This is a genomic window from Ruminococcus sp. AM31-15AC, assembly GCF_003462045.1.
In the GTDB taxonomy this organism is placed as follows: Bacteria; Bacillota; Clostridia; order Oscillospirales; family Ruminococcaceae; genus Hominimerdicola; species Hominimerdicola aceti.
This window is the reverse complement of the sequence record NZ_QTYG01000015.1, coordinates 1-21,487: the sequence shown is the minus strand read 5'-3', so window position 1 is coordinate 21,487 and position 21,487 is coordinate 1. Positions and strand designations below refer to the sequence as shown.

General features: G+C 42.7%; 15 protein-coding genes and 2 pseudogenes. 10 read left to right on the top strand and 7 right to left on the bottom strand.

The window, feature by feature from the left end:
- Positions 1-8: 8 nt before the first annotated feature.
- A complete protein-coding gene (locus tag DW793_RS06160) occupies positions 9-1,283 on the top strand; it encodes an ABC transporter permease (protein ID WP_118123850.1) in 1,275 nt (424 codons plus the stop codon).
- Positions 1,284-1,553: 270 nt separating this feature from the next.
- Here the strand turns inward: DW793_RS06160 and metF are convergent, their stop codons facing one another.
- Positions 1,554-2,408: a methylenetetrahydrofolate reductase [NAD(P)H] gene (gene metF / locus DW793_RS06155; protein WP_022288686.1), complete on the bottom strand. Its 855-nt coding sequence runs from the start codon at positions 2,406-2,408 to the stop codon at positions 1,554-1,556.
- 282 nt (positions 2,409-2,690) lie between these two features.
- Here metF and DW793_RS06150 point away from each other — a divergent pair, with 282 nt between their 5' ends.
- A complete protein-coding gene (locus DW793_RS06150) occupies positions 2,691-4,106 on the top strand; it encodes a sugar transferase (protein ID WP_118157386.1) in 1,416 nt (471 codons plus the stop codon).
- 249 nt (positions 4,107-4,355) lie between these two features.
- Here the strand turns inward: DW793_RS06150 and spo0A are convergent, their stop codons facing one another.
- The gene (gene spo0A / locus DW793_RS06145; protein WP_022288684.1) at positions 4,356-5,138 is read right to left on the bottom strand and encodes a sporulation transcription factor Spo0A; all 783 of its coding nucleotides are present in this window, start codon (positions 5,136-5,138) and stop codon (positions 4,356-4,358) included.
- 270 nt (positions 5,139-5,408) lie between these two features.
- Positions 5,409-6,289 (bottom strand): annotated as a pseudogene (locus tag DW793_RS06140) (SpoIVB peptidase S55 domain-containing protein).
- A 594-nt stretch (positions 6,290-6,883) separates the two neighbouring features.
- Between DW793_RS06140 and DW793_RS06135 the strand changes: the two are divergent.
- Together DW793_RS06135 and DW793_RS06130 are read left to right on the top strand one after the other, a co-directional pair.
- Positions 6,884-7,522 (top strand): hypothetical protein, encoded by a 639-nt coding sequence (locus tag DW793_RS06135; RefSeq protein WP_022288682.1) that lies wholly within the window; start codon positions 6,884-6,886, stop codon positions 7,520-7,522.
- Positions 7,523-7,660: 138 nt separating this feature from the next.
- A complete protein-coding gene (locus DW793_RS06130; RefSeq protein ID WP_117877189.1) occupies positions 7,661-8,656 on the top strand; it encodes a LacI family DNA-binding transcriptional regulator in 996 nt (331 codons plus the stop codon).
- Between the two features lie 542 nt (positions 8,657-9,198).
- On the opposite strand, the pseudogene DW793_RS06125 reads toward DW793_RS06130, so the two are convergent.
- Positions 9,199-10,475, bottom strand: a pseudogene (locus DW793_RS06125) (aminotransferase class I/II-fold pyridoxal phosphate-dependent enzyme).
- Between the two features lie 603 nt (positions 10,476-11,078).
- Here DW793_RS06125 and DW793_RS06120 point away from each other — a divergent pair.
- The gene (locus DW793_RS06120) at positions 11,079-12,077 is read left to right on the top strand and encodes a glycoside hydrolase family 130 protein (RefSeq protein WP_046440570.1); all 999 of its coding nucleotides are present in this window, start codon (positions 11,079-11,081) and stop codon (positions 12,075-12,077) included.
- 202 nt (positions 12,078-12,279) lie between these two features.
- On the opposite strand, the gene DW793_RS06115 is transcribed toward DW793_RS06120, so the two are convergent.
- Positions 12,280-12,675, bottom strand: a complete 396-nt coding sequence (locus tag DW793_RS06115; protein WP_147342170.1) for a hypothetical protein — start codon at positions 12,673-12,675, stop codon at positions 12,280-12,282.
- Between the two features lie 111 nt (positions 12,676-12,786).
- Positions 12,787-13,605 (bottom strand): AraC family transcriptional regulator, encoded by an 819-nt coding sequence (locus DW793_RS06110; protein ID WP_181986755.1) that lies wholly within the window; start codon positions 13,603-13,605, stop codon positions 12,787-12,789.
- A gap of 228 nt (positions 13,606-13,833) precedes the next feature.
- Between DW793_RS06110 and glmU the strand changes: the two genes are divergently transcribed.
- Complete coding sequence (glmU, locus tag DW793_RS06105) at positions 13,834-15,261, top strand: bifunctional UDP-N-acetylglucosamine diphosphorylase/glucosamine-1-phosphate N-acetyltransferase GlmU (protein WP_118157370.1); 1,428 nt, start codon at positions 13,834-13,836, stop codon at positions 15,259-15,261.
- 47 nt (positions 15,262-15,308) lie between these two features.
- On the opposite strand, the gene DW793_RS06100 is transcribed toward glmU, so the two are convergent.
- The gene (locus DW793_RS06100; protein ID WP_022288672.1) at positions 15,309-15,524 is read right to left on the bottom strand and encodes a helix-turn-helix domain-containing protein; all 216 of its coding nucleotides are present in this window, start codon (positions 15,522-15,524) and stop codon (positions 15,309-15,311) included.
- 138 nt (positions 15,525-15,662) lie between these two features.
- On the opposite strand from DW793_RS06100, the gene DW793_RS06095 reads away from it, so the two are divergent.
- The 4 genes from DW793_RS06095 (at position 15,663) to mfd (ending at position 21,052) form a co-directional block, all read left to right on the top strand.
- Positions 15,663-16,223 carry a DUF6591 domain-containing protein gene (locus DW793_RS06095; protein WP_117877205.1) on the top strand — a complete coding sequence of 187 codons (561 nt, stop codon included), beginning with the start codon at positions 15,663-15,665 and terminating at the stop codon, positions 16,221-16,223.
- A gap of 31 nt (positions 16,224-16,254) precedes the next feature.
- Positions 16,255-16,809: a hypothetical protein gene (locus tag DW793_RS06090; RefSeq protein ID WP_118157369.1), complete on the top strand. Its 555-nt coding sequence runs from the start codon at positions 16,255-16,257 to the stop codon at positions 16,807-16,809.
- 138 nt (positions 16,810-16,947) lie between these two features.
- Positions 16,948-17,571: an aminoacyl-tRNA hydrolase gene (pth, locus tag DW793_RS06085; protein WP_117865607.1), complete on the top strand. Its 624-nt coding sequence runs from the start codon at positions 16,948-16,950 to the stop codon at positions 17,569-17,571.
- Between the two features lie 25 nt (positions 17,572-17,596).
- A complete protein-coding gene (gene mfd, locus DW793_RS06080) occupies positions 17,597-21,052 on the top strand; it encodes a transcription-repair coupling factor (RefSeq protein WP_118157368.1) in 3,456 nt (1,151 codons plus the stop codon).
- Positions 21,053-21,487: the final 435 nt, after the last annotated feature.

Below are 21,487 nucleotides of genomic sequence, written 5' to 3'. Positions count from 1 at the left end.
CGGATAATATGATAGAAAATATCAGACTTTCATTTAAGGGAATACTTTCACATAAGATACGCTCGTTTCTTACTATGCTTGGTATCATTATCGGTATTGCGGCTATCATTGCTATAGTTTCCACTATCAAGGGTACAAATGAGCAGATAAAGAACAATCTTATCGGCGCAGGAAACAACACTGTGAAGATCCAGCTTTCAAATGGCGACACTGTTTGCGACTTTTCTTATGAAGCACCACCGTCTAATGTGGCAATGTTCACATCGGACACTAAAAAACGTATCAACGAGCTTAAAGAGGTGGAGTCAAGCACTTTTTACCGCACAAGAAACAATCCTGACAATCTGTTTTATCTTAACAACAAAATGGATTCGTCAACTATATACGGAGTAGACAAGGATTATTTTGACACTGTTGGATACGAGATAGTTGAGGGAAAGGGCTTTGCGGAGAGAAACTTTACCAAATTTGACAAGGTGGCGGTGGTAGACAAGACGCTTGCAGAGGGTCTTTTTCAGGGTGAAAGCCCTGTGGGAAAGGTAATAGACATAAGTGGCGAGCCGTTCACTGTAATAGGCGTGGCTGTGAAAAATTCAAGCTTTGAGCCTGTTATAAGCTCCGTGGAGGACTACTACACATACAATCAGACATCAAGCGGACTTATCTTTATCCCCACAAACGATTGGGGGATAGTTTTCCGCTATGACGAACCAGAAAACTGTATCGTAAAGGCTGTGGACACGGACTCGATGACGAATGCGGGCAAAAAGTCGGCGGATATCCTTAACGAAAACGTTTCGGCTGTAAAGGGCGGAAGTGAGGAAACCAGCGCTTCTGTGGAATACAAGAGCGATAGCCTGCTGGAGCAGGCGAAGTCATTGCAGGATCTGAGTTCATCCACTAATAAGATGCTTATATGGATAGCTAGCATCTCACTGCTGGTAGGCGGTATAGGTGTAATGAACATTATGCTCGTGTCGGTAACAGAGAGAACGAGAGAGATAGGACTGAAAAAAGCACTGGGAGCAAGGAAAAAGAGAATTCTTGCACAGTTTTTGACAGAAGCGGCAGTGCTTACGAGCATAGGCGGAATAATCGGCGTGCTGACAGGTATAGGGCTTTCACAGGTAATAGCGAAGGTAGCGGAAGTGCCTGTGGCGATATCCTCGGCGTCAATAGTAGTGTCGGTGGTATTTTCAATGGTAGTTGGAATAGTATTTGGACTTATTCCGTCCATAAAGGCGGCGAAGCTCAATCCTATCGACGCTTTGAGATATGAATAATAAGCTATAATAAAGCGGTGTCGGAGTGTAAAGCTCTGACCCGCTTTTGTTTGCCTACACGGCTTTATGATAAATCAAACCTTAACGCTTCGATGTGGGTACGTCGGGGCGCCGTCCCCTACATTTGGGTGCAGTGTTTATACAATGTAATAATCAGTAGGATCGTGAAAAAATGAAACGGGCGAACACTGTTCGCCCCTACAGTTGGTCTGTGCGGAAAACAAAAAAGCAGGCGGAGATCAATTCTCCGCCTGCTTGCGTTTGTGTAAATCAGAAAAGCGACTTCACCGCTTCACATATCTTCTCTGCTATATATGGATTGTTCATGGTGTAAAGGTGTATGCCGTCTACATCATTGGCGATGAGATCTACTATCTGCGATACCGCATAGGCTATGCCTGCATCTCTCATTGCTATTGGGTCGTTCTCGTATTTGTCCATTATCTTTAGAAACTTCTTCGGCAGGGTCGCATGACAAAGAGTTGTCATTCTAAGTATCTGCTTTTTGTTGGTCACAGGCATTATTCCTGCTTCGATAGGCACGTTTATACCTGCTATGGCTGTTTTTTCTCTGAAATCGTAAAATGTGCTGTTGTCAAAGAAAAGCTGGGTGATAAGCTGTGAACAGCCTGCATCTACTTTATCCTTCAGGTGCTTTATATCATCTACTATGCTGTCGCACTCCGGATGACATTCAGGATAGCATGCGCCTATTACGTTCATGTCGCTGTGCTCTTTTATGAAAGATACAAGGTCGGAAGCGTAGTGAAAATCACCTGCCGGCTCAAAATCAGGGTTTCTGTCACCTCTCAAAGCAAGTATGTTCTCAATATTCGCAGACTTCATCTCTTCAAGCTGCTCTAATACTCGCTCCTTTGTCTGATAAAGGCATGGCAGATGTGCCACTGACTCTATCTTGTGGTGATTTTTTATAGCCGAGCATATGTCGATAGTCGCATTGTTCGTGCTTCCGCCTGCTCCGTATGTTACGCTGATAAAATCAGGGTTAAGTGGCTGGAGCTGTGATATGGTGCTGTATATGCTCTCAACAGGTGTTGAACTCTTTGGTGGGAATACCTCAAATGATAATGTTGTCTTTTTCTTGAAAAGCTCGCAGGTCTTCATTTATTTTCCTCTTTTCTGTTATCTATATAAAAATATATTTTTTTATTTTTCTGTAAAGTATATTATAACACAAAATTCCTAGTAAATCAATAATTTTTATTCTATGGTCTGTCATAGTTTAAAACTATATCGGGCGGAGATGCAGGTATTATCTTGAAAAATCAGGCTAAAAAAGGTGGCAGTCGGTGAAAATTGTGTGTAATGCTTGATTATTGGCGAAAAGTATGCTATACTTTACTCATTGAGCAGATAACAAAAACAGCAGAGAAAGGCGGTTTTTTGTTGAATAACAGAGATCAGTTCAAAAAGATACTTAACTATCTCAGCGCACTTGTTATAATCTGTGCCTTTATGAAGTGCTTCGACACCGTTTGGAACAACTTTTACAACAAGGCGATGCGTGACCCGTTCTGGCATAATGGTAACATTCTTATGGTGGCTATCTATGCGGTGCTCTATATATCCATGGCAAAGACCTTTAACGGCTTCCGTCTTGGATATGATAAGTTCACGGGGCTTTTTGGCTCGCAGGTGCTGGGCTTGTTGGGTGCGAATTTTATAGAATTTATACTCGTTTCTCTTATCGGACGAGGCAGGCTCAACATAGCGCCAATACTTGTTATGACGGTAATTCAGGTGGCCATAGCCTTTGCGTGGAGCTATGTTTTCACTTGGATATATCAGGCGGTATACCCTCCACGGCGAATGATAATCGTTTATGGAAACAAGAACGCTAAGTACCTTGTTTCAAAAATGAGCGTGAGAAATGACAAATACAGGATATGCGCTTCTATAAGCTGTGAGGAGAGCCTTGAGGATATCGAGCGTGAGATATTAAAACACGAGGCTGTTATAATCTCAGATATTCCAAATGACCTGAGAAACAAGCTTTTGAAATTTACTTTTGAAAATTCTATCAGGACTTATATAAACCCTAAGCTGTCAGATATTATCGTAAGGGGTGCGGAGGATTTCCACCTTTTCGATACGCCGCTTTTGCTGGCGAGAAATGACGGCTTGCGCTGGGAACAGCGTGCGGTAAAGAGAACGCTCGATATTTTGTTGTCAGCAGCAGCGCTTGTTATTGCTTCGCCGTTTATGCTAGTGACGGCTATTGCAATAAAGGCTTATGATGGCGGTCCTGTGCTTTATTCTCAGAAAAGGCTCACAACAGGGGGCAGGGTGTTCAAGGTATACAAGTTCAGAAGCATGATAGTTGACGCTGAAAAGAAAAGCGGTGCGACCCTTGCAAAGAAAAATGACAGCCGTATCACTCCTATAGGAAAGTTTATAAGAAAAGTAAGGATAGACGAGCTGCCGCAGCTTATAAACATACTAAAGGGCGATATGTCGTTTGTAGGACCTAGACCTGAGCGACCTGAGATCGCGCAGAAGTATGAAAAAACAATGCCTGAGTTCAAATACAGGCTGAAAGTCAAGGCTGGACTTACGGGCTATGCGCAGGTAATGGGAAAGTATAACACTACGCCTTATGACAAACTGAAGCTTGACCTTATGTACATAGAGCATCAGTCGCTTATGCTTGATCTTAAAATATTCTTTATGACGGTAAAGACCTGCTTTATACCGGAAGCCACAGAGGGCGTAAAGGATTCGGCTCCTCTTGAAACTCACCGTGACAGGATAGAGCATGACAACAGTAAGGATGAAAAGAACAGCGAAGAGATAAAGCTGTGATAATATGACAATGCAGAGGGCGGATCATTTTCGCCCTCTTTTTCGTATTTTGTGTGTAGGGGCGACCTGAGGTCGCCTGTGTTCGGAAATGCAACGTCACACCCAAAGCGAAAAAGTTTGTCTTATTGCAAATTTAGCAGGCGAACAAAGACGGACGAACACTGTTCGCCCCTACATTTATCAACAAGTAACAAAAGAGCAGAACGTGAAAATGCGTTCTGCTCTTTTTGCATATATGACTTATGACCCCTAGACCGCCATGGTGGTCTTGAATTTAAGGCTTATTTTGTCTGCGATAAGTGCGATAAATTCGCTGTTTGTGGGCTTGCCCTTGCCTGTGTTTATTGTGTAGCCGAAGAAGCTGTTGAGGGTGTCGATATCTCCTCTGTCCCATGCTATCTCAATGGCATGGCGTATGGCTCTTTCCACTCTGGAGGGCGTAGTTGCGAATTTTTTTGCCACCGCAGGATATAATAGCTTTGTAACGCTTTCAAGCATTTCCTTATCGTTCACGGACTGTATGATAGCTTCCCTGAGATAGTGATAGCCCTTGATGTGGGCAGGGACGCCTATCTGATGGATTATGTCTGTGACGATTATCTCAAGGTTTATGCTCTGTTTGTTTTTCGTATAGCTTGAGTCGGAGGATATATCGGTGTCGATATCCAGCATGGACTTTATCCTCTCGCCAAGTATCTTTATGTCAAATGGTTTGAGCATGAAATATGATGCTCCTGCGTTCATGACCTGTGTTTCTATAAATGAGTTCTCATAGGCGCTTGTGATTATAAAAAGCGGTTTTTGATAGGACGAGTTCTGTATCTTTCTGATAAGCTCGATTGCGTCAAGGCTCGGCATCACTGCGTCTGCGATAACAACGTCCGGCTGTTCGTTTTTGATAGCGTCATAGATAGTAAGTCCGTCTTTGGGACGTGTTATCACGAAAAAGCCCATTGCTCTCAGTGAGGAAGCGCACGCTACCCCGTACTGTGCCGAATCGTCGCCAATAAGAATTTTGATCTTGTTTGTCATTGTCATTTCCTCCGTCGTATAATCTGTCATTTTTGTTTGAGAGCGTTTGTTTTAACTCCCTTTCACAAGATAAATGATAACACATTTATTTGTTAAATGCAATAGTTTTTTAGAAAAATCGTCAACAAATTATCGACTTATTAATGCAAAGTGTACAAATATCAGTGCGTGAATATGCCAAAACAAAATAATTAAGCATTGTTCGACTGTAGATGATATTTTTCTCTATGCAAAGCCTTTTCATAAATCGACAGCGGTCGGCAAAGGTCGCTAACCTGCGTTTTCTATGGTGCTTTCGGCAAGCTCTGAGGTCTTTGAATACATTTCGTCAGCGAAGATACCGTAGCCTTTGGCGGTGTCCTCGATAAAAACATGGGTCACTGCGCCCACGAGTCTTCCGTCCTGAATGATAGGCGAGCCGCTCATGCCCTGCAAAATGCCCCCTGTTTTTTCAAGAAGCGTCTTGTCAGTTATTTTGATAACAAGGTCATGCTCGGCAGAATCTGAGAGATTTATCTGCTCGATAGAAATTTCGTACTCTTTTGGCCCATCATTGTCAATAGAGGAGAGTATTTTGGCTTTGCGGGGTGTATCTCCTGACGGAAGCCGAGAGGAAACTCTTTTGCATTTGGGCAAGGGTTTGCATTCAGTGTGCCGAACACACCGCTCTCGCAGTTTTTCAGGATATCACCTGTGGAGGCGGAGTTTGCAAACTCGCCTAAGAGCTGTCCCGGACAGCCTGAGCGTGACTTGTTGAAGCCTGTGAGGTTTATTTCGCCAACTGTGCCTGCGGAGAGGGGGAGGGGTTCTTTTGTGTCTGCGTCGCATACGGGGTGACCAAGACCTCCGAAAGTTCCGTTTTCAGGGTCATAGAATGTGAGAGTGCCTATGCCTGCGGAGGAGTCACGCACCCACATTCCTGCTCTATAGCTTCCGCTCTCAAGGCGTGGGCAGAGCTTGAAGGTCAGGTCGTTGCTTCCACGCTTTATGCGCACTGAGCAGGCTTCACCGTTTGAGCTTCTTATTATCTTTGCAACGTCTGCGTTGCTTTTGACTTTTTCTCCGTCGATAGATACTATAACATCGCCCTCTCTTATACCGCAATCTTTGGCAGGGCTTGAAGAATCCACCTTTTGCAGATCGACTACCATTACGCCCTCTGTGAGAAGCTTTATGCCGAATGGCTGTCCGCAAGGATAAAGCATTGGTCTTTCCATTGTCTTTGATTCAACCTCCTTGACTGGCACTGCCCCAAAAAGCATGAGCATATTTTTTGTGTATCGTGACGCTCCTGACGAACCGCCTGACACCGCCACTGTCACCTTGCTTTCGCAGGGCTTTGAGGATATGGTGAAAAAGGAGTTCACGCTAAGCTCGCTGCCCTTTGAAACAAGGTAGAAATCGGGGAGCGTTGTGGAATAAAATCCTATAAGACCAAACAGCCCCAGCAGTATTATCCCTGTGACGCAGGCTGTTTTTTTGAAAAATGACGACATTTTTTCACGTTCCTTTCTGTTTTTCTTTTCGCTTTTATTGTTGACCTGTCTAGAAATTTAATTCAGCCGTCGGCATAAGTATTATTTGTCTTGGAAAGCCTTTTTCAATTTTATTCTGCCTTCTTAACAGTGCAAAGGAAGAAAATTTCATTTGTATGTGTTGAATTTCGTGGCATACTATGATATAATAAAATATCTGATGAGAACACTATGATACGATAATATTTTAATACATAAAAGAGGTACATTATGTCAAAAAAAGACAGACTTAAAGCACAGAAAGAAAAGCAGGACAGGCTCAGAAAAGAAGAGGAGCTTGAAGAACAGAGAGAGCGTGAGGAAGCCAGAGAAAGGCAGAGCCGCTCGGCGAAAAAGATGATGAAAAAGGCGAAACGCACAAAACCGAACGGTGAGCCTGTTTATTATCTTATTTTGAAGCTTCTTATGATAGTGCCGTTTGCGTATTCGGGATTTTTCTACGGCGGTGTAACTATCGTGGGCATCATGGGCAAGTATATAGAGCCCGTTCCGCCAAAGTGGGTGCTGTGGGCAATGGCGGCAGGCGTTGTTGTCATGTTTGCAGGAATATTGTTTGCATTTTTCAAAAAATATATCGTTTCCTTTATACTTAGCCTTGGGGGCATGATATCGTTTCTTAAAGCGGGCGGATATCTTATAAAAAGGATACAGGACAAGCTGAGCAATTCGGCCGTAGATCAGTCTTTGCAGAATATGGATAAGGAATATATGTGGAGATTTTATCCTATAATAGGTGTTGCTGTCATATCAGCGGCTCTGCTCATCTGCACTATAATAAGAAAACTCATTGAGCGGAAAAGACTGCAAAGAGAGAGGGATAACGCCCCTGTCGAGAGCATTATCAACTGATTTTGATCTGCGTTTTTGTTTAAATGTGAGATTTTGCGATATTCTATTGACTTTATGTCATAAAATGATATAATTGAATGAGAATGTTATCAGAGTTTATTTTAAAGAGTTCATTAAGAAGAAAAAGCGGTGAGAATTTTGAAGAAAGCAGTTACACTTATAGATATAGCCAAAGCCTGTGACACAAGTAATGTCACTGTGTCAAAAGCCCTTGCAGGAAAAAGCGGAGTCAGCGACGCTCTCAGAGAGAAGATAAAGCAGGTCGCTGACGAAATGGGTTATGTGGGCGTGAAAAGCACTCAGAACAGGAGAGGCAATACTATCGGTGTGCTTATCCCATCAAAATTCATCAATCCTAACGGTTCTTTTTATTGGGCATTGTATAACGCTCTTGTAACAAGGCTCAAAAAAGAGAATATGTACTGCATAATGGAAAATCTCGATCAGGAGGACGAGGACAGGCTCATGCTCCCGCATTGTATCGAGGACAAGCAGGTTTCAGCACTTATTTCACTGGGACAGCTTTCAAAGAATTATGCAAAGCTTCTTAATGACAATGTGAAAGATCTTGTACTGCTTGATTACTATGTGCCGTCCTTAGACTTGGACGCTGTTGTGACAAATGGCTACAGCGGAGGCTACAAGCTTGCTTCATATCTTATAAAAATGGGTCACAAGAAGATAGGATACATAGGAAATAAATTTGCCACAACGAGTATTTTTGACAGATACATGGGCTATGTAAAGGCTATGATAGAGCATGGCTATGAGGTCAACGAAAAGTGGCGCATCGATGACCGTGACAAGCGTGATTTTATTACTATGACTTTCCCTGAGGACGATATGCCAACGGCTTTCGTGTGCAACTGCGACGAGGCGGCTTACCGTGCAATAAGACAGCTCCGTGGCATGGGATATAACGTGCCTGAGGATATTTCCATTGTGGGATATGATAACTATCTGATCTCTGAAGTTTCAGACCCGACTATCACGACTATAAACGTTGATGCAGATTATATGGCAGACCTTGCGGTAATGACACTTATGGATAGAATGGAAGAACCTGACGGCAAGCCAAGGATAATAACTATCGAGGGCGACCTCGTTATAAAGGACTCTGTAAAGAGAATATAGGTGTTTTATTAGCGAATATAACAAAAGGATCAGCATGGCGGTTGCTGATCTTTTTTTATTTTGCTATTGACAAATGAGTAATTTTAAGTTATAATATAACTGTACTTATTAAGTGCACCTTTCTAATCTATGATTTTCTATTGTTTGCGACATGACCCCGTTGGTTGTGTCGGTTGTTTGATCTTGGCGACAGTCTTTGTTAAGACTGTCGCCACTTTTTTGTGCATATTGCTAAAATTCAGGTCTTAAAGTTTATGTTTGTTTACAAAGTTGAGATTAAAAAGATATTAATTTCTAAAAAGATATTGACTTAATTTTATTTAGGCTGTATACTTAATATTGTCGTTGAAGACAAATTAATTTACTTAATAAAATTAAGCTAATTCGGAGGTTATCAAGTATGAAAGCAAAGAAGATATGTGCCGGTGCAATGGTGCTGCCATACCGCTTGTGCTTTATAGGCAAACAAAAAAAGCGATGAGCCTTTTGCAAGGTCATCGCTTTTTTTATATAGAGAGTATTGTTATCTTGACTTAGTTGAATTATTCTGCAAGAAGCTTTTCTGCACTTGCAAGCTTAACTGCTGTAGCAAACACGTCGGCTGCAATTTTAAGCTCGTTCTCAGGCGGGAATGTAGGAGCAATTCTGATGTTTGAATCGTCAGGATCCTTTCCGTAAGGGTATGTTGCACCTGCACCTGTGAGGACTACGCCTGCCTCTTTGCAAAGCTGACAAATTCTCTTTGCACAGCCGTTAAGAGCGTTGAAGCTTATAAAGTAACCGCCGTTTGGCTTCTCCCAGCTTCCGATTCCCAGAGGTGCTATCTCCTTTTCGAGAGTGTCAAGAACTATCTTGAACTTAGGCTTGATTATAGCTCTGTGCTTCTTCATATGCTCCATAAGATTCTCGTATGTGCCGAAGAACTTAACATGGCGGAGCTGATTTATCTTGTCATAGCCGATAGTCTGAACTGTCATCATAGATTTGAGGTACTTGATGTTCTTTTCAGAGGAAGCTATCATTGCAACGCCTGCACCAGGGAATGTTACCTTTGATGTTGATGCGAGCATATAACTCTGTCAGGGTTGCCTGCCTTTTCACACTCGTCAAGAATGTTGAGAAGTGTGTCAGGCGTATCAGAAAGGTGGTGGATACAATATGCGTTATCCCAGAATATCTTGAAATCCTTAGCCTTTGTCTTCATGGCTGCAAGACGCTTTACTACTTCGTCAGAGTATGTTGTGCCTGTAGGGTTAGCATACATTGGAACACACCATATACCCTTGATAGTATCGTCCTCGGCAACGAGCTTTTCTACCATATCCATGTCAGGACCGTTTTTGTCCATTGGAATGTTTACAAGCTCAAAGCCCATTTTTTCTGTTATAAGAAAATGTCTGTCATATCCCGGAACAGGGCAGAGCCACTTGACTTTTGTATCCTTCCAAGGCTTTTCACCGTCGCCTGTGCCGAAAAGCATGAACTTTGCGATAGTGTCATACATGATGTTAAGGCTTGAGTTTCCGCAAATGATAAGTTCGTCAGGCGTTACGCCAAGCATAGGAGCAAAAAGTGCCTTTGCTTCAGGCAGACCGTCAAGACCGCCGTAGTTTCTGCAATCTGTGCCGTCCTCAGCGAAGCAATCTTCATTGCTCTTTACTGCTGTGAGCAGACCCTCTGTCAGATTGAGCTGTTCGGCAGACGGCTTTCCTCTTGCCATGTTCAGCGACAATCCCTGAGCCTTGAAATCGTCATATTCTTTCTGGACTTCCGCCTTGAATGCTGCCAGTTCCTCTGCAGACATTTCTGTTAGTTTCATATCAATGTCCTCCACTTGTAAATTATAAATTATAGTACACTACTATACAGAACAATTCGGCAAATCCCGACTTTCGCCGCACTCTGCCGAACGTATCTGATACCCTTATTTATATTGTATACCCTTTTCACTGTTTTTGCAAGTGCTTTTTATCATTCCTGCAAAAAATCAGAAACTTGCACGAATATGCTTATGCTAATATGACCATTATGGGCAACTTTTATAATTTACATTCAAAACGCTTGCTGATGATCCGTTTTTTTGTTTTGTTAGAACTAACTGAGCCTGCAGATACAGAAAACCGCAGTTTTTTATCGCGATGCAAAAATATGAAACAAGCAAAGTGTTAATAAAATGTTAAATTTAAGAAGAATACGTTTACATTCAAATTCTAAACGTTTTCAGCAAAAATAGGGGCTTGAAATTTTTCTGAAAGTGTGTTTTAATAATAACAGCGGCATTTTACCGGTAAGGTAAGCCGAATGATATCGCCTTGAATAAGCGGGAAAAGTTTCGCATTTCTATTCGGGGGAAGAATAAAAACAAGGGCATGACCTGACGGTCAGCTCAGTATTTTTTATATTATGAAAGGTGGATTTTAACATGAGCGTTAAAGTAATCAACGGACAGGCTATCCCAAATATGCCTTGGCAGGATAAGCCGGCTGACTGCAATGAAGTGATCTGGAGAGATAACAGAAACCCTATCATTCCTAGAAATCTTCTTCCTACATCAAACTCTATCTTCAACAGTGCGGTAGTTCCTTTCGAGGGCAAGTTCGCAGGCGTATTCCGTGTTGACGATAAGGAAAGAAACATGGCTCTCCATGCTGGTTTCTCTGAGGACGGTATTCACTGGAACATCAACCCTACAAGGATCATGTTCGAGCAGGCTGAAAAGTCTACAGAAGAAGTAAATCAGTGGGGCTACGGCTATGACCCAAGAGTATGCTTCATCGAAGACAGATATTGGGTAACATGGTGTAACGCATACGGCTGGAAGCCAACTATCGGCGTAGGCTATACATATGATTTCAAGACATTCTATCAGTGCGAGAACGCATTCCTCCCATTCAACAGAAACGGCGTACTCTTCCCAAGAAAGATCGACGGCAAGTATGTAATGTTCTCAAGACCTTCTGACTCAGGTCACACACCATTCGGTGATATGTACATTTCACAGTCACCTGACATGAAGTATTGGGGCGAGCACAGACACGTTATGGGTCCTCTCAAGGGCTGGGAGTCCAAGAAGATCGGTGCAGGTCCTATTCCAATAGAGACAGACGAGGGCTGGCTCTGCTTCTATCATGGTGTTCTTGAGTCTTGCAACGGCTTTGTATACAGCTTCTCAGCTTGCATCCTTGACAAGGAGCAGCCATGGAAGGTTAAGTACAGATGCGGCGAGTATCTCATCAACCCAAGAGAGATCTATGAGTGCGTAGGCGATGTTCAGAACGTAACATTCCCATGCGCAACACTTTGCGACGCTGACACAGGCAGAATTGCTATTTACTACGGCTGTGCTGACACTTGCGTAGGTCTTGCTTACACAACTGTTGATGCTGTTGTTGACTATGTAAAGAGCCATTCTTCTATCTAATTTGGTGATTTGATAGACTAACAGAATAGTTTACAAAAGAGCAGAACTTCGGTTTTGCTCTTTTTTTTTGGTGTATAAAAAATCAACGGGCGACCTCAGGTCGCCCCTACATATAAACAGCGTATTTACGCAAATCGTAGGGGCGAACAGCGTTCGCCCGTTTTTATGATGTGATTTTACAGTATCTAATTTATTTAATGCCCTATATTTTTTCAGGTGCGTCCTTTTCGTATTCGGCGAATTGCTTTTCCATATCAGCTTCGCTTTCGCCAACTGAGCGCAGTATCTCTTTGAGAAATACTCTGTCCTCAGGCTCTCCTGAAAGCTTTGCGCTGTGCTTTTCGTAGAAGTATCTCATTTTAAGCACGCTGATAGGGGAAAGCTCCTGCTTTTCTGCGGCTTCGTATGCAGAGTTCACGTCTGTTATGAAAAAGCCCATGCTGTATTCAGGAGCCTCCTCGCATATAGCTTTAAGCATATCTGCTATAAGATCTTCACGGACGTACACCACTCTACCTGCAGAGTGGAGCATTCGCATTGTGCTGTTGTAGTCTGATACCCTGAGTGTTTTAAGCTCATCACGGCTCAGCCCAGCCACGAAAGGGCAACGGCTGCTGCAGCCTCAGTATTGGTTTCATGCAAAGCTTTGACCTTATCCTCTATCTGAGAAAAGGAATAGATATATTTTTGTTCCATATTTATTGCCACCTTATGCCTTTATCTTTCTGTATTCCGCCGGAGAGATGTTCTCGTGCTTTTTGAATACAACATAAAAATACGAGCTGTCGCTGAAGCCTGTTTCCGAAGCTATCTCCGCAACTGTCTTTGATGAGTAGGTAAGAAGCTCCTTTGCGTGGCTTATGCGCACTGTGTTTAAATATTCCATTGGTCTTATGCTGAAATTTTTCTTGAAAAGTCTGCAAAGGTGCTGTTCTGATACCCCTGCCACAGCCGCCATATCTGCGAGCTTTATAGGCTTTGAATAATTCTCCTCGGTATATTTCATGACCTTTGCGACGGCTTCGGAATTTACACGGCTCTTGTATGGGAACTTATCGTCTGAAAGCTTGCGGTATTCAAGAAGCATATCGTAAAGCTGTGCGGAGGCATAATAGTTGCCGTATGCCTTGTCGCTTTTTATGGTGTAATATGCGCTGTCAAAAAGCTTGTGCATACGATCTGCACCACAGTTTAAGAAAACATGAAATTTGTTAAGATCCCATTCTTTCAGCAGTTCGAGAGCCTGTTTGCCGTCAAAGCACACCCAGTCAAGATACCATGAATGAGTCGTGGCTCTATATTCGTGGGGACAGTGCGGTGGTATATAGAAAATGCTGTCAGGCATTATTTTTACGGTCTTGCCGTCTACCGTTACCTCACCCTCGCCCTCAAGACAGACAAAAAGCTGAGGATAATCATAGCCCTCCGGTCTGCTGACAGGAAACTGCCAGCAGCTCACGCCTATGCCGATGATATAAAATGGCAGAGCTTTTTCAGTTCCTATAATAGGATAGAATTGTTTCTGCATATATTTTTCCCCCATATCTGAAGCAGAAAAAAACTGCAATATATTAACATGATAACTACACATTTTATTATAGCAGTGTCGCAATATGTTGTCAAGCAAAAGAATAAATTGCGATAAAATATGAACCAACTGTTGACTTTTTATCCCAACCGTATTATAATAATAAGGAAATGGTGCGAAAGTGCCAAGTCTTATTTTGTGGGGACGTATCTGAAAGGAATTTGTATTATGGAGAACAATGTTATTATTCTTGCCGGCGGACAGGGCAAGAGAATGAAGACCAATATGCCAAAGGCTTTGTGCAATGTTATCGGCGAGCCTATGCTGGAGTGGGTGCTGACAGCCTGCGAGAATGCAGAGCTTGACGATATCTGCGTTGTAAAAGGCTACGAGGGTCAGCAGATAGAGGATTATCTTGCAGCGAGAAAGTCAAAGTCTAAAATCTGCACTGTTATGCAGGAAGAGCGACTTGGCACAGGTCATGCTGTTATGCAGGCGGCTGATTTTCTTAAGGCTCACGCTGAGGGAAACACACTTATACTCTACGGCGACGCTCCTTTTATCGATGCAGAAACTATCAAAGGTGCGCTGGAGCTTCATACTGAAAAGGACTGCGGCGTAACTGTTGTTACATCAAGAGTTGAGAACCCTACAGGCTACGGCAGAATAATCCGTACTGAGAATGGCATTTCAGGAATAGTTGAGCACAAGGACTGCACACCTATGCAGCTTGCTATCACTGAGATAAACTCAGGCTGTTACTGGTTCAAGACGGCTGATCTGCTGGAAGTTCTTTTCGACATCAAGCCAGAGAACGCTCAGGGCGAGTATTATCTTACAGACTGCATCGAACTGCTTATTGCAAAGGGCAAAAAGGCTGACGCATTTATTTCGGCTAACCCTCATGTTGCGCTTGGTGCAAATGACAGACGTGGTCTGCTTGCACTCAATGATATCGCAAGATATGAGATAATAGGAAAGTGGCTTGACGAGGGTATCGAGTTCTGCTGCACAGACGGTGTTTCTATCGGAAACAATGTTACTATCGGTCATGGAACAAAGATACACAGCGGAGTTATACTTAGAGGAAACACCACTATCGGTGAGAACTGCAATATCGGCAACAACTGCATAATAGAGAACACAACTGTAGGAAACGGCGTAAACCTCAACAACGTTCAGGCTTACGAGTCTGTTATCGAGGACGACGTTAAGATAGGACCTTATGTTCAGCTCAGACCTAATTCACACATCAAGAAGGGTGCGAAGATAGGCGACTTTGTGGAGATAAAGAACTCAACTATCGGCGAATACACAGCGGTGGCACATCTTACATACATCGGCGATTCTGACGTCGGCTCAAATGTAAACTTCGGCTGTGGCGTTGTAACAGTAAACTACAACGGCGACAAGAAGTTCAGAACTGTTATCGAGGACAATGCTTTCATCGGCTGTAACACAAACCTTGTTGCACCTGTAAGAGTCGGCAAGGGCGCATACACAGCGGCAGGCTCTACTATCACAACTGATATCCCTGACAACGCACTTGCTATCGAGCGTGGCAGAGAGACTATCAAAGAGGGCTACGCTGAGAAGAAGCTCAAGGCGAGAACAGAAAAGTTCGAGGCTATCCACGGCAAGTCTGAGGAGAAGTAATATACCCAAATATAAGCAAGACCCTGTCTTTTGTAAGGCAGGGTCTTTTATTTGTTTAGCTTTTTGTTGTTTGTCCTGCCGAGGATATAATCGGTGGATACGCCATAGAAGTCCGCTAGGATAAGGAGGTGTTCTACGGGGATAGTTCTTGCTCCACGTTCATATCTTGAATACACTGTCTGACTTGTAAAAAGAATTTCGGCTATCTGCGTTTGGTTCATGTCGCTATCTTCTCTTAGATCCCTTAATCTCTGGAAATACATAAAAATTCTCCTTGCTTTTTGTATAAATTGTAGAAAGTGATTTTAGTACCTATTGGTACTATTGACTTTACCATATTTTTGTGCTATGCTATACATATTAAAACCGAATGGTCTTAAAAGAGCGGAGGTATAATAATCATGAGAAAAAAAGAGAAAAAAGGCATTGGCTGTGGAGGCATTATAATTATCATTATTGGGTTGGCTATCTTAGCGGCTTTGATAGTTCTAATTACAGACAAAGATGATAACAAGAATAATTCTGAGAGTTCAAATAATTCGTATTTTGCAGATGAAAATATTACAGATAGTTTTGACAACAGTATAATTTCCAAATCAGAAGATGATATTGACAGCAAGGCAACAGATGATAAGAATGATTTGAAAATTGGGTCTGATGAGGAAAAGGATGGTAAGTCTGAAAAAACAGATTTAATAAGACCTGAGTTCAAGGAAGCCATTGATAGTTATGTTGAATTTTTTGATGAGTATGCTGAATTTATGAAAAAATACAATAATTCTAATGACGCTATATCTATGCTTAATGATTACACGGATTATATGAAAAAATATTCTGAAACAATGGAAAAGTTCAGTAAACTTGAATCAGAAGAAATGAACGATGCAGAAACAGCGTATTATATTGATGCGTCTGCAAAAATATCAAAGAAATTACTTGAAGTATCACAATCAATATCATAAAAAATTCGGAAGGAAAAAATGAGGGTTTATTATGAAAGAAAAAAACAAACTGTTTATACCATATGTTATAACTTTGATAGGCACAATAATGATGTTTTTGTTGCTTGTATTGCCTTTTACTACAGCTACTGACGAATATGCTGAAAGGCTCGATAGGTTTGCTGATACAGAAGTATATAAAGGTCTTAGCTTGACTTGTGCAGATGTAAAAAATGTAAGCCTTGTTGATTATGCGAGAATATACGTTGCTGTCGGGGAAAACTTTTGGAAAAATGAGTATGCTGGTTGGATCTATGCAGGTCTAATTGCTGCTATAGGCTTATTTTCTTTGATAGCGGTAATAAAAGTTATTCGAAAAAAGCCTATAGGTATCATAATATCAACGATTTTTACGGTGATAACCGTTGGTATTTTTAATTGGGATCTTAGTGCAAGACACGTTGTGCAGAATGAAAATTATGTTTGGGGCGTTGCACATTATTGTTATTATATTATTCCAGTTATAATAATTGTAGGTTCAATATGGCTTTTTATAAAGAAAAGACAGCTAAATAAAGATATAAGCAATTCTCCCTTGCAATCCTGAAAAAAATATGCTATAATAAAGCCGACAGTAAAATGTCGGCTTTTGTTTATACCCCGTCTTGCATAAAGACGGGGTTATTGTGCGTGGATAGAATAAGCTGTCGGGGCTGACATATTATAAAAGATAGGAGAATTTACAATGGATATATTCGAGAAATTGAAGAAATTGTCTGCCGAGAGGGAAACGGCTATGGGCAAGCCTGAGTATATTATCGTGGGTCTTGGAAATCCCGGCGTGGCTTATGAGAATACTCGCCATAACGCAGGATTTCTTGCGGTGGCGGCTATGGAAAAGAAATACGGCTTTTCGGTGAATACGCATAAGTTCAAGGCTCTTGTGGGACGTGCCGTTATAGGCGGAAAAAGCTGTCTTGTCATGAAGCCTGAAACTTTCATGAACAATAGCGGTGAGGCTGTCAGCGACGCTATGGACTTTTATGATATACCGCTTGAAAATGTTGTCGTGGTCTATGACGATATTTCACTTGACGTGGGCAAAATGAGGATACGCAGAAACGGTTCGGCTGGCGGTCACAATGGCATAAAAAGCATTATCGCACTGTGTGGCGGTCAGGATTTCCCAAGGGTAAAAATAGGCGTGGGCAAAAAGCCTCACCCTGATTACAACTTGGCTGACTGGGTGCTTTCAAGATTCACTGACGAGGAAATGAAAAAGCTTTCTGATGTGGATAAAAACACCTGCGAGGCTGTGGAGCTTATGGTGCAGGGCAAGATAAACGAGGCTATGAACAAGTTCAATTAAGCATATTTTTTCGGAGAACAGCAAGATGAATATTTTTTATGAAATGGCGAGCCGTCTTGGCTTTTATAAAGATGTGAAAAACTGCCTGCTCAAAGGGTTTACCCCTTGTGCGGTCACGGGCGTTTCAAATATACACAAGGCTCAGACCGCAATGGCTCTAAGCAGGCTTTCCCCTTGCCTTGTTATATGCGACGACGAGGCGTCAGCCATTAGAATGACAGGGGATATAAACGAAATGGCAGGAGAACAGCTTGCCTGCGTTTTTCCTGCAAAGGACCTGAACTTTGCATACATGGAGGGCGTTTCAAGAGAATATGAGCACAAAAGACTGGAGGCTCTTTCTCTCATCACTCAGGGCAAATGCAAGATAATCGCCGCAAGTATGGAAGCTTGCTTGCAGGGAACTATTCCGCAGGATAAGCTGAAAGAGTTTTCCTTTGAGATAAAAACAGGGGGCGAACTGAGCCTTGAGGAGCTTACAAGCAAGCTTCTTGCAGGCGGTTATACAAGAACAGATCAGGTGGAGGGTCAGGCGCAGTTTTCTGTGAGAGGCTCTATCGCCGATATTTTCCCTGTGCAGGAGTCTCGCCCTGTGAGAATAGAGCTTTGGGGCGACGAGGTTGACTCTATATCATATTTTGACCCCGAAAGCCAAAGACGTACCGACCCAATAGACGAGATGACGGTGTTCCCTGCACTGGAGATAATTTTCCCTGACACTGATGACCTTGTGACAAAGCTTGAAGCCTTGTCCAAGTCTGTCCGTGGAAACCGTACCGATAAGATAAGAACGAATATTTCAAGGGATATAGAAACGGCTCAGAGCGGTATCACCCTCACAAATCTTGATAAGTATTATACTGTGTGCTATGACAAGCTCACAACAGTGTTTGATTACTTTGAGAGCGGTGTTTGCCTTGTGTCGGAGTATACCAACTGTATCGAAAAGGGCAAGGCGGCTCTTGCTCAGCTTTCAGAGGATATGAAGCTTCTTTATGAGGACGGCATACTTTTCAGAAAGCTGGAGGGCTTTTATCTTGATATACCACAAGCGGAACTAAAAATAACACAAATGAAGTCGGTGTTTCTTGACAGCTTTATGCGCTCTAACAACGGCGTGAAGTTCAAAAAGCTTATCAATACCGACTGCCGACAAACGGCGGCTTGGGGCGGTAATATCATAAACCTTGAAGAAGAGCTGAAAAATCTCTGCTCTCAGGGGTATTGCACTGTTGTGCTGGCAGGCTCGGAAAAGACGCTTCCTATTATAAATAAAGACCTTAATGATGCTGGCATCTCTGCGGAGATCCTCACTGAGGACAGCGAGATAATAAAGGGTAAAGTATACCTGCGCACGGGCTGTCTGTCAGGTGGCTTTGATTATCCTGACATAGGCTGTGCGGCTATCACTCAGATGAAAGCCATGAGTGCAAAGAAGCGTAAATCCCGTCACAAAGCAGGAGAAGAGATAAAAAGCCTTTCGGATATACAGACAGGCGACCTTGTTGTTCACGCTATGTACGGCATAGGCAGGTTTTCAGGAATAAAAAATATAGAAACGAACGGTGTAACAAAGGATTATATCACCATAAAATATGCAGGTACGGACGTGCTTTATGTGCCTGTTACTCAGCTTGACCTTGTGTCAAGATATATAGGTCCTAGAGATGACGGGGCAGTGAAGCTCAATAAGCTCAACTCTATGGAGTGGACAAAGACACGAAACAAGGTAAAGTCTGCCGTAAAGGATATGGCGGAGGAGCTTACAAAGCTTTATGCTCAAAGACAAATGGCAAAGGGTTTTGCTTTTTCCCCTGACAACGATTGGCAGGCGGATTTTGAGGAGCGTTTCGACTATCAGGAAACCGACGATCAGTTAAGATCTATACAGGAGATAAAGTCAGATATGGAAAAGCCGTCCCCAATGGACAGACTTCTCTGCGGAGATGTGGGCTTCGGCAAAACGGAGGTGGCTCTCCGTGCGGCGTTCAAGTGTATGCTCGATAACAAGCAGGTGGCTATACTTGTGCCAACAACTGTTCTTGCATGGCAGCATTATCAGACGGCGATAAAAAGATTTGAGCATTTCCCGGTGAAGGTGGAGCTTTTGTCGAGATTTAGAAAACCAAAGGAGCAACAGCAGATAATAAGAGAGCTTAACCGTGGCACTATCGACCTTATCATAGGCACGCACAGATTGGTGCAGAAAGACGTTAAGTTCAAGGACTTGGGTCTTGTTATCATAGACGAGGAACAGCGTTTTGGTGTTGCCCATAAGGAAAAGTTCAAGGAAACTTTCAAGGGCGTTGATGTGCTTACACTTTCCGCTACCCCGATACCAAGAACTCTTAACATGGCAATGAGCGGTATCAGAGATATGTCTGTCATAGAGGAGCCGCCTATGGACAGACACCCTGTTCAGACCTATGTTATAGAGCATAATATGGGCGTTATAGCGCAGGCCATAAGCAAGGAGCTGCGACGTGGCGGTCAGGTGTATTATATCCACAACAGGGTGGAAACTATCATGATGACCGCAAATAAGCTTCAGGAAATGCTCCCTGACGCAAGGATAGCGTTCGCACACGGACAAATGCCCGAGGAGGAGCTGTCGGAAATATGGCGGCAGCTTTGCGACAGAGAAATAGATATACTGGTCTGCACCACAATAATCGAAACGGGTGTTGACGTGCCGAATGTAAATACACTTATAATAGAGGACGCTGACAGATTGGGACTTTCACAGCTTTATCAGCTCCGTGGACGTGTGGGAAGATCAAACCGCCGTGCTTTTGCGTACTTCACTTTCAGACGTGGCAAGGTACTCACGGAGGTAGCGGCAAAAAGGCTTGATGCAATAAGAGAGTTCACACAGTTCGGCTCAGGCTTCAGGATAGCGTTGCGTGACCTTGAAATAAGAGGTGCAGGCTCTATACTCAGCGGAAAACAGCATGGACATATGGAGGCGGTGGGATATGATATGTATCTGCGACTTCTAAATGAGGCTATAGCTGAACAAAAGGGAGAGGCTCTGCCGCCGTCACCTGAGGATTGTTTGGTGGATATATCCATAGACGCATTTATACCTGACCATTATATAGAAAATCTGTCACAGAGGATAGATTGCTATAGGAAGATAGCTTCCATAGGCAATGAGGAGGATTCCAGGGACGTTATCGACGAGCTTATAGATAGATACGGCGACCCACCGAAATCGGTGCTTGGACTTGTGAACGTTGCACTTACGAGAAATACTGCTTCAAAGCTTGGCATAAAGGAAATAACACAAAGAGGGGATAAGGTGCTGTTCTTTGTGAAAACCGCAGAGGTGGAGCAGATACAAGCGTTGTATGGAGCTTATAAGAATAGGATACGTTTCTTTGACGGAGATAAGCCATATTTTGCAGTGACATTGGAGAAAAAGCAGAAAGCGGCAGAATTAATGGCGGAAACGGTAAGATTAATGAGGAATGAGGAGTGAGGAATGGCGGAGCCATACCGAGTAAATCATTAACACAAAATAGAGGAAACTCCTAGCAAAGTGACAACTGAGCGACGCACAGCTGTCACTTTTTGTATCAAAAGAACAAAGGAGCAAAGCAAAATGGACAAAAAGAGATAAGAAAAGGGAAATAAAGTGTAAAAAAAGCAGAAAGCGAAAAAAGGGGTTGACAAAAAGGCATAAAAGTGATAAAATAAACAAGTCGCCTCGAGAGAGAGCGATAAAGGAAGAAGCGAAACGAAGGTAAAAGGTTCGGGAGAACATAAGAGACCTGAGGAGTAGCTCAAAAAGAACCTCATAAAAAGTTCACAAAGAAAAGTCTTGACAAAGCTTAGCTAATATGATATAATAGATAAGCTGATTTAAGACAGCACATTAGAAAACACGAAAAAATCGGAAGTCAAAAAACTTTTT

Excerpts from the sequence above, each read along its gene's own strand:
- DW793_RS06090 (WP_118157369.1), top strand. The coding sequence starts at position 16,255 with ATGAAAGAAAAAAACAAACTGTTTATACCATATGTTATAACTTTGATA.
- DW793_RS06160 (WP_118123850.1), top strand. The coding sequence starts at position 9 with ATGATAGAAAATATCAGACTTTCATTTAAGGGAATACTTTCACATAAG.
- DW793_RS06135 (WP_022288682.1), top strand. The coding sequence starts at position 6,884 with ATGTCAAAAAAAGACAGACTTAAAGCACAGAAAGAAAAGCAGGACAGG.
- metF (WP_022288686.1), bottom strand. The coding sequence starts at position 2,408 with ATGAAGACCTGCGAGCTTTTCAAGAAAAAGACAACATTATCATTTGAG.
- pth (WP_117865607.1), top strand. The coding sequence starts at position 16,948 with ATGGATATATTCGAGAAATTGAAGAAATTGTCTGCCGAGAGGGAAACG.
- spo0A (WP_022288684.1), bottom strand. The coding sequence starts at position 5,138 with ATGACAAACAAGATCAAAATTCTTATTGGCGACGATTCGGCACAGTAC.
- DW793_RS06100 (WP_022288672.1), bottom strand. The coding sequence starts at position 15,524 with ATGTATTTCCAGAGATTAAGGGATCTAAGAGAAGATAGCGACATGAAC.
- DW793_RS06095 (WP_117877205.1), top strand. The coding sequence starts at position 15,663 with ATGAGAAAAAAAGAGAAAAAAGGCATTGGCTGTGGAGGCATTATAATT.
- DW793_RS06110 (WP_181986755.1), bottom strand. The coding sequence starts at position 13,605 with ATGCAGAAACAATTCTATCCTATTATAGGAACTGAAAAAGCTCTGCCA.
- mfd (WP_118157368.1), top strand. The coding sequence starts at position 17,597 with ATGAATATTTTTTATGAAATGGCGAGCCGTCTTGGCTTTTATAAAGAT.
- glmU (WP_118157370.1), top strand. The coding sequence starts at position 13,834 with ATGGAGAACAATGTTATTATTCTTGCCGGCGGACAGGGCAAGAGAATG.
- DW793_RS06120 (WP_046440570.1), top strand. The coding sequence starts at position 11,079 with ATGAGCGTTAAAGTAATCAACGGACAGGCTATCCCAAATATGCCTTGG.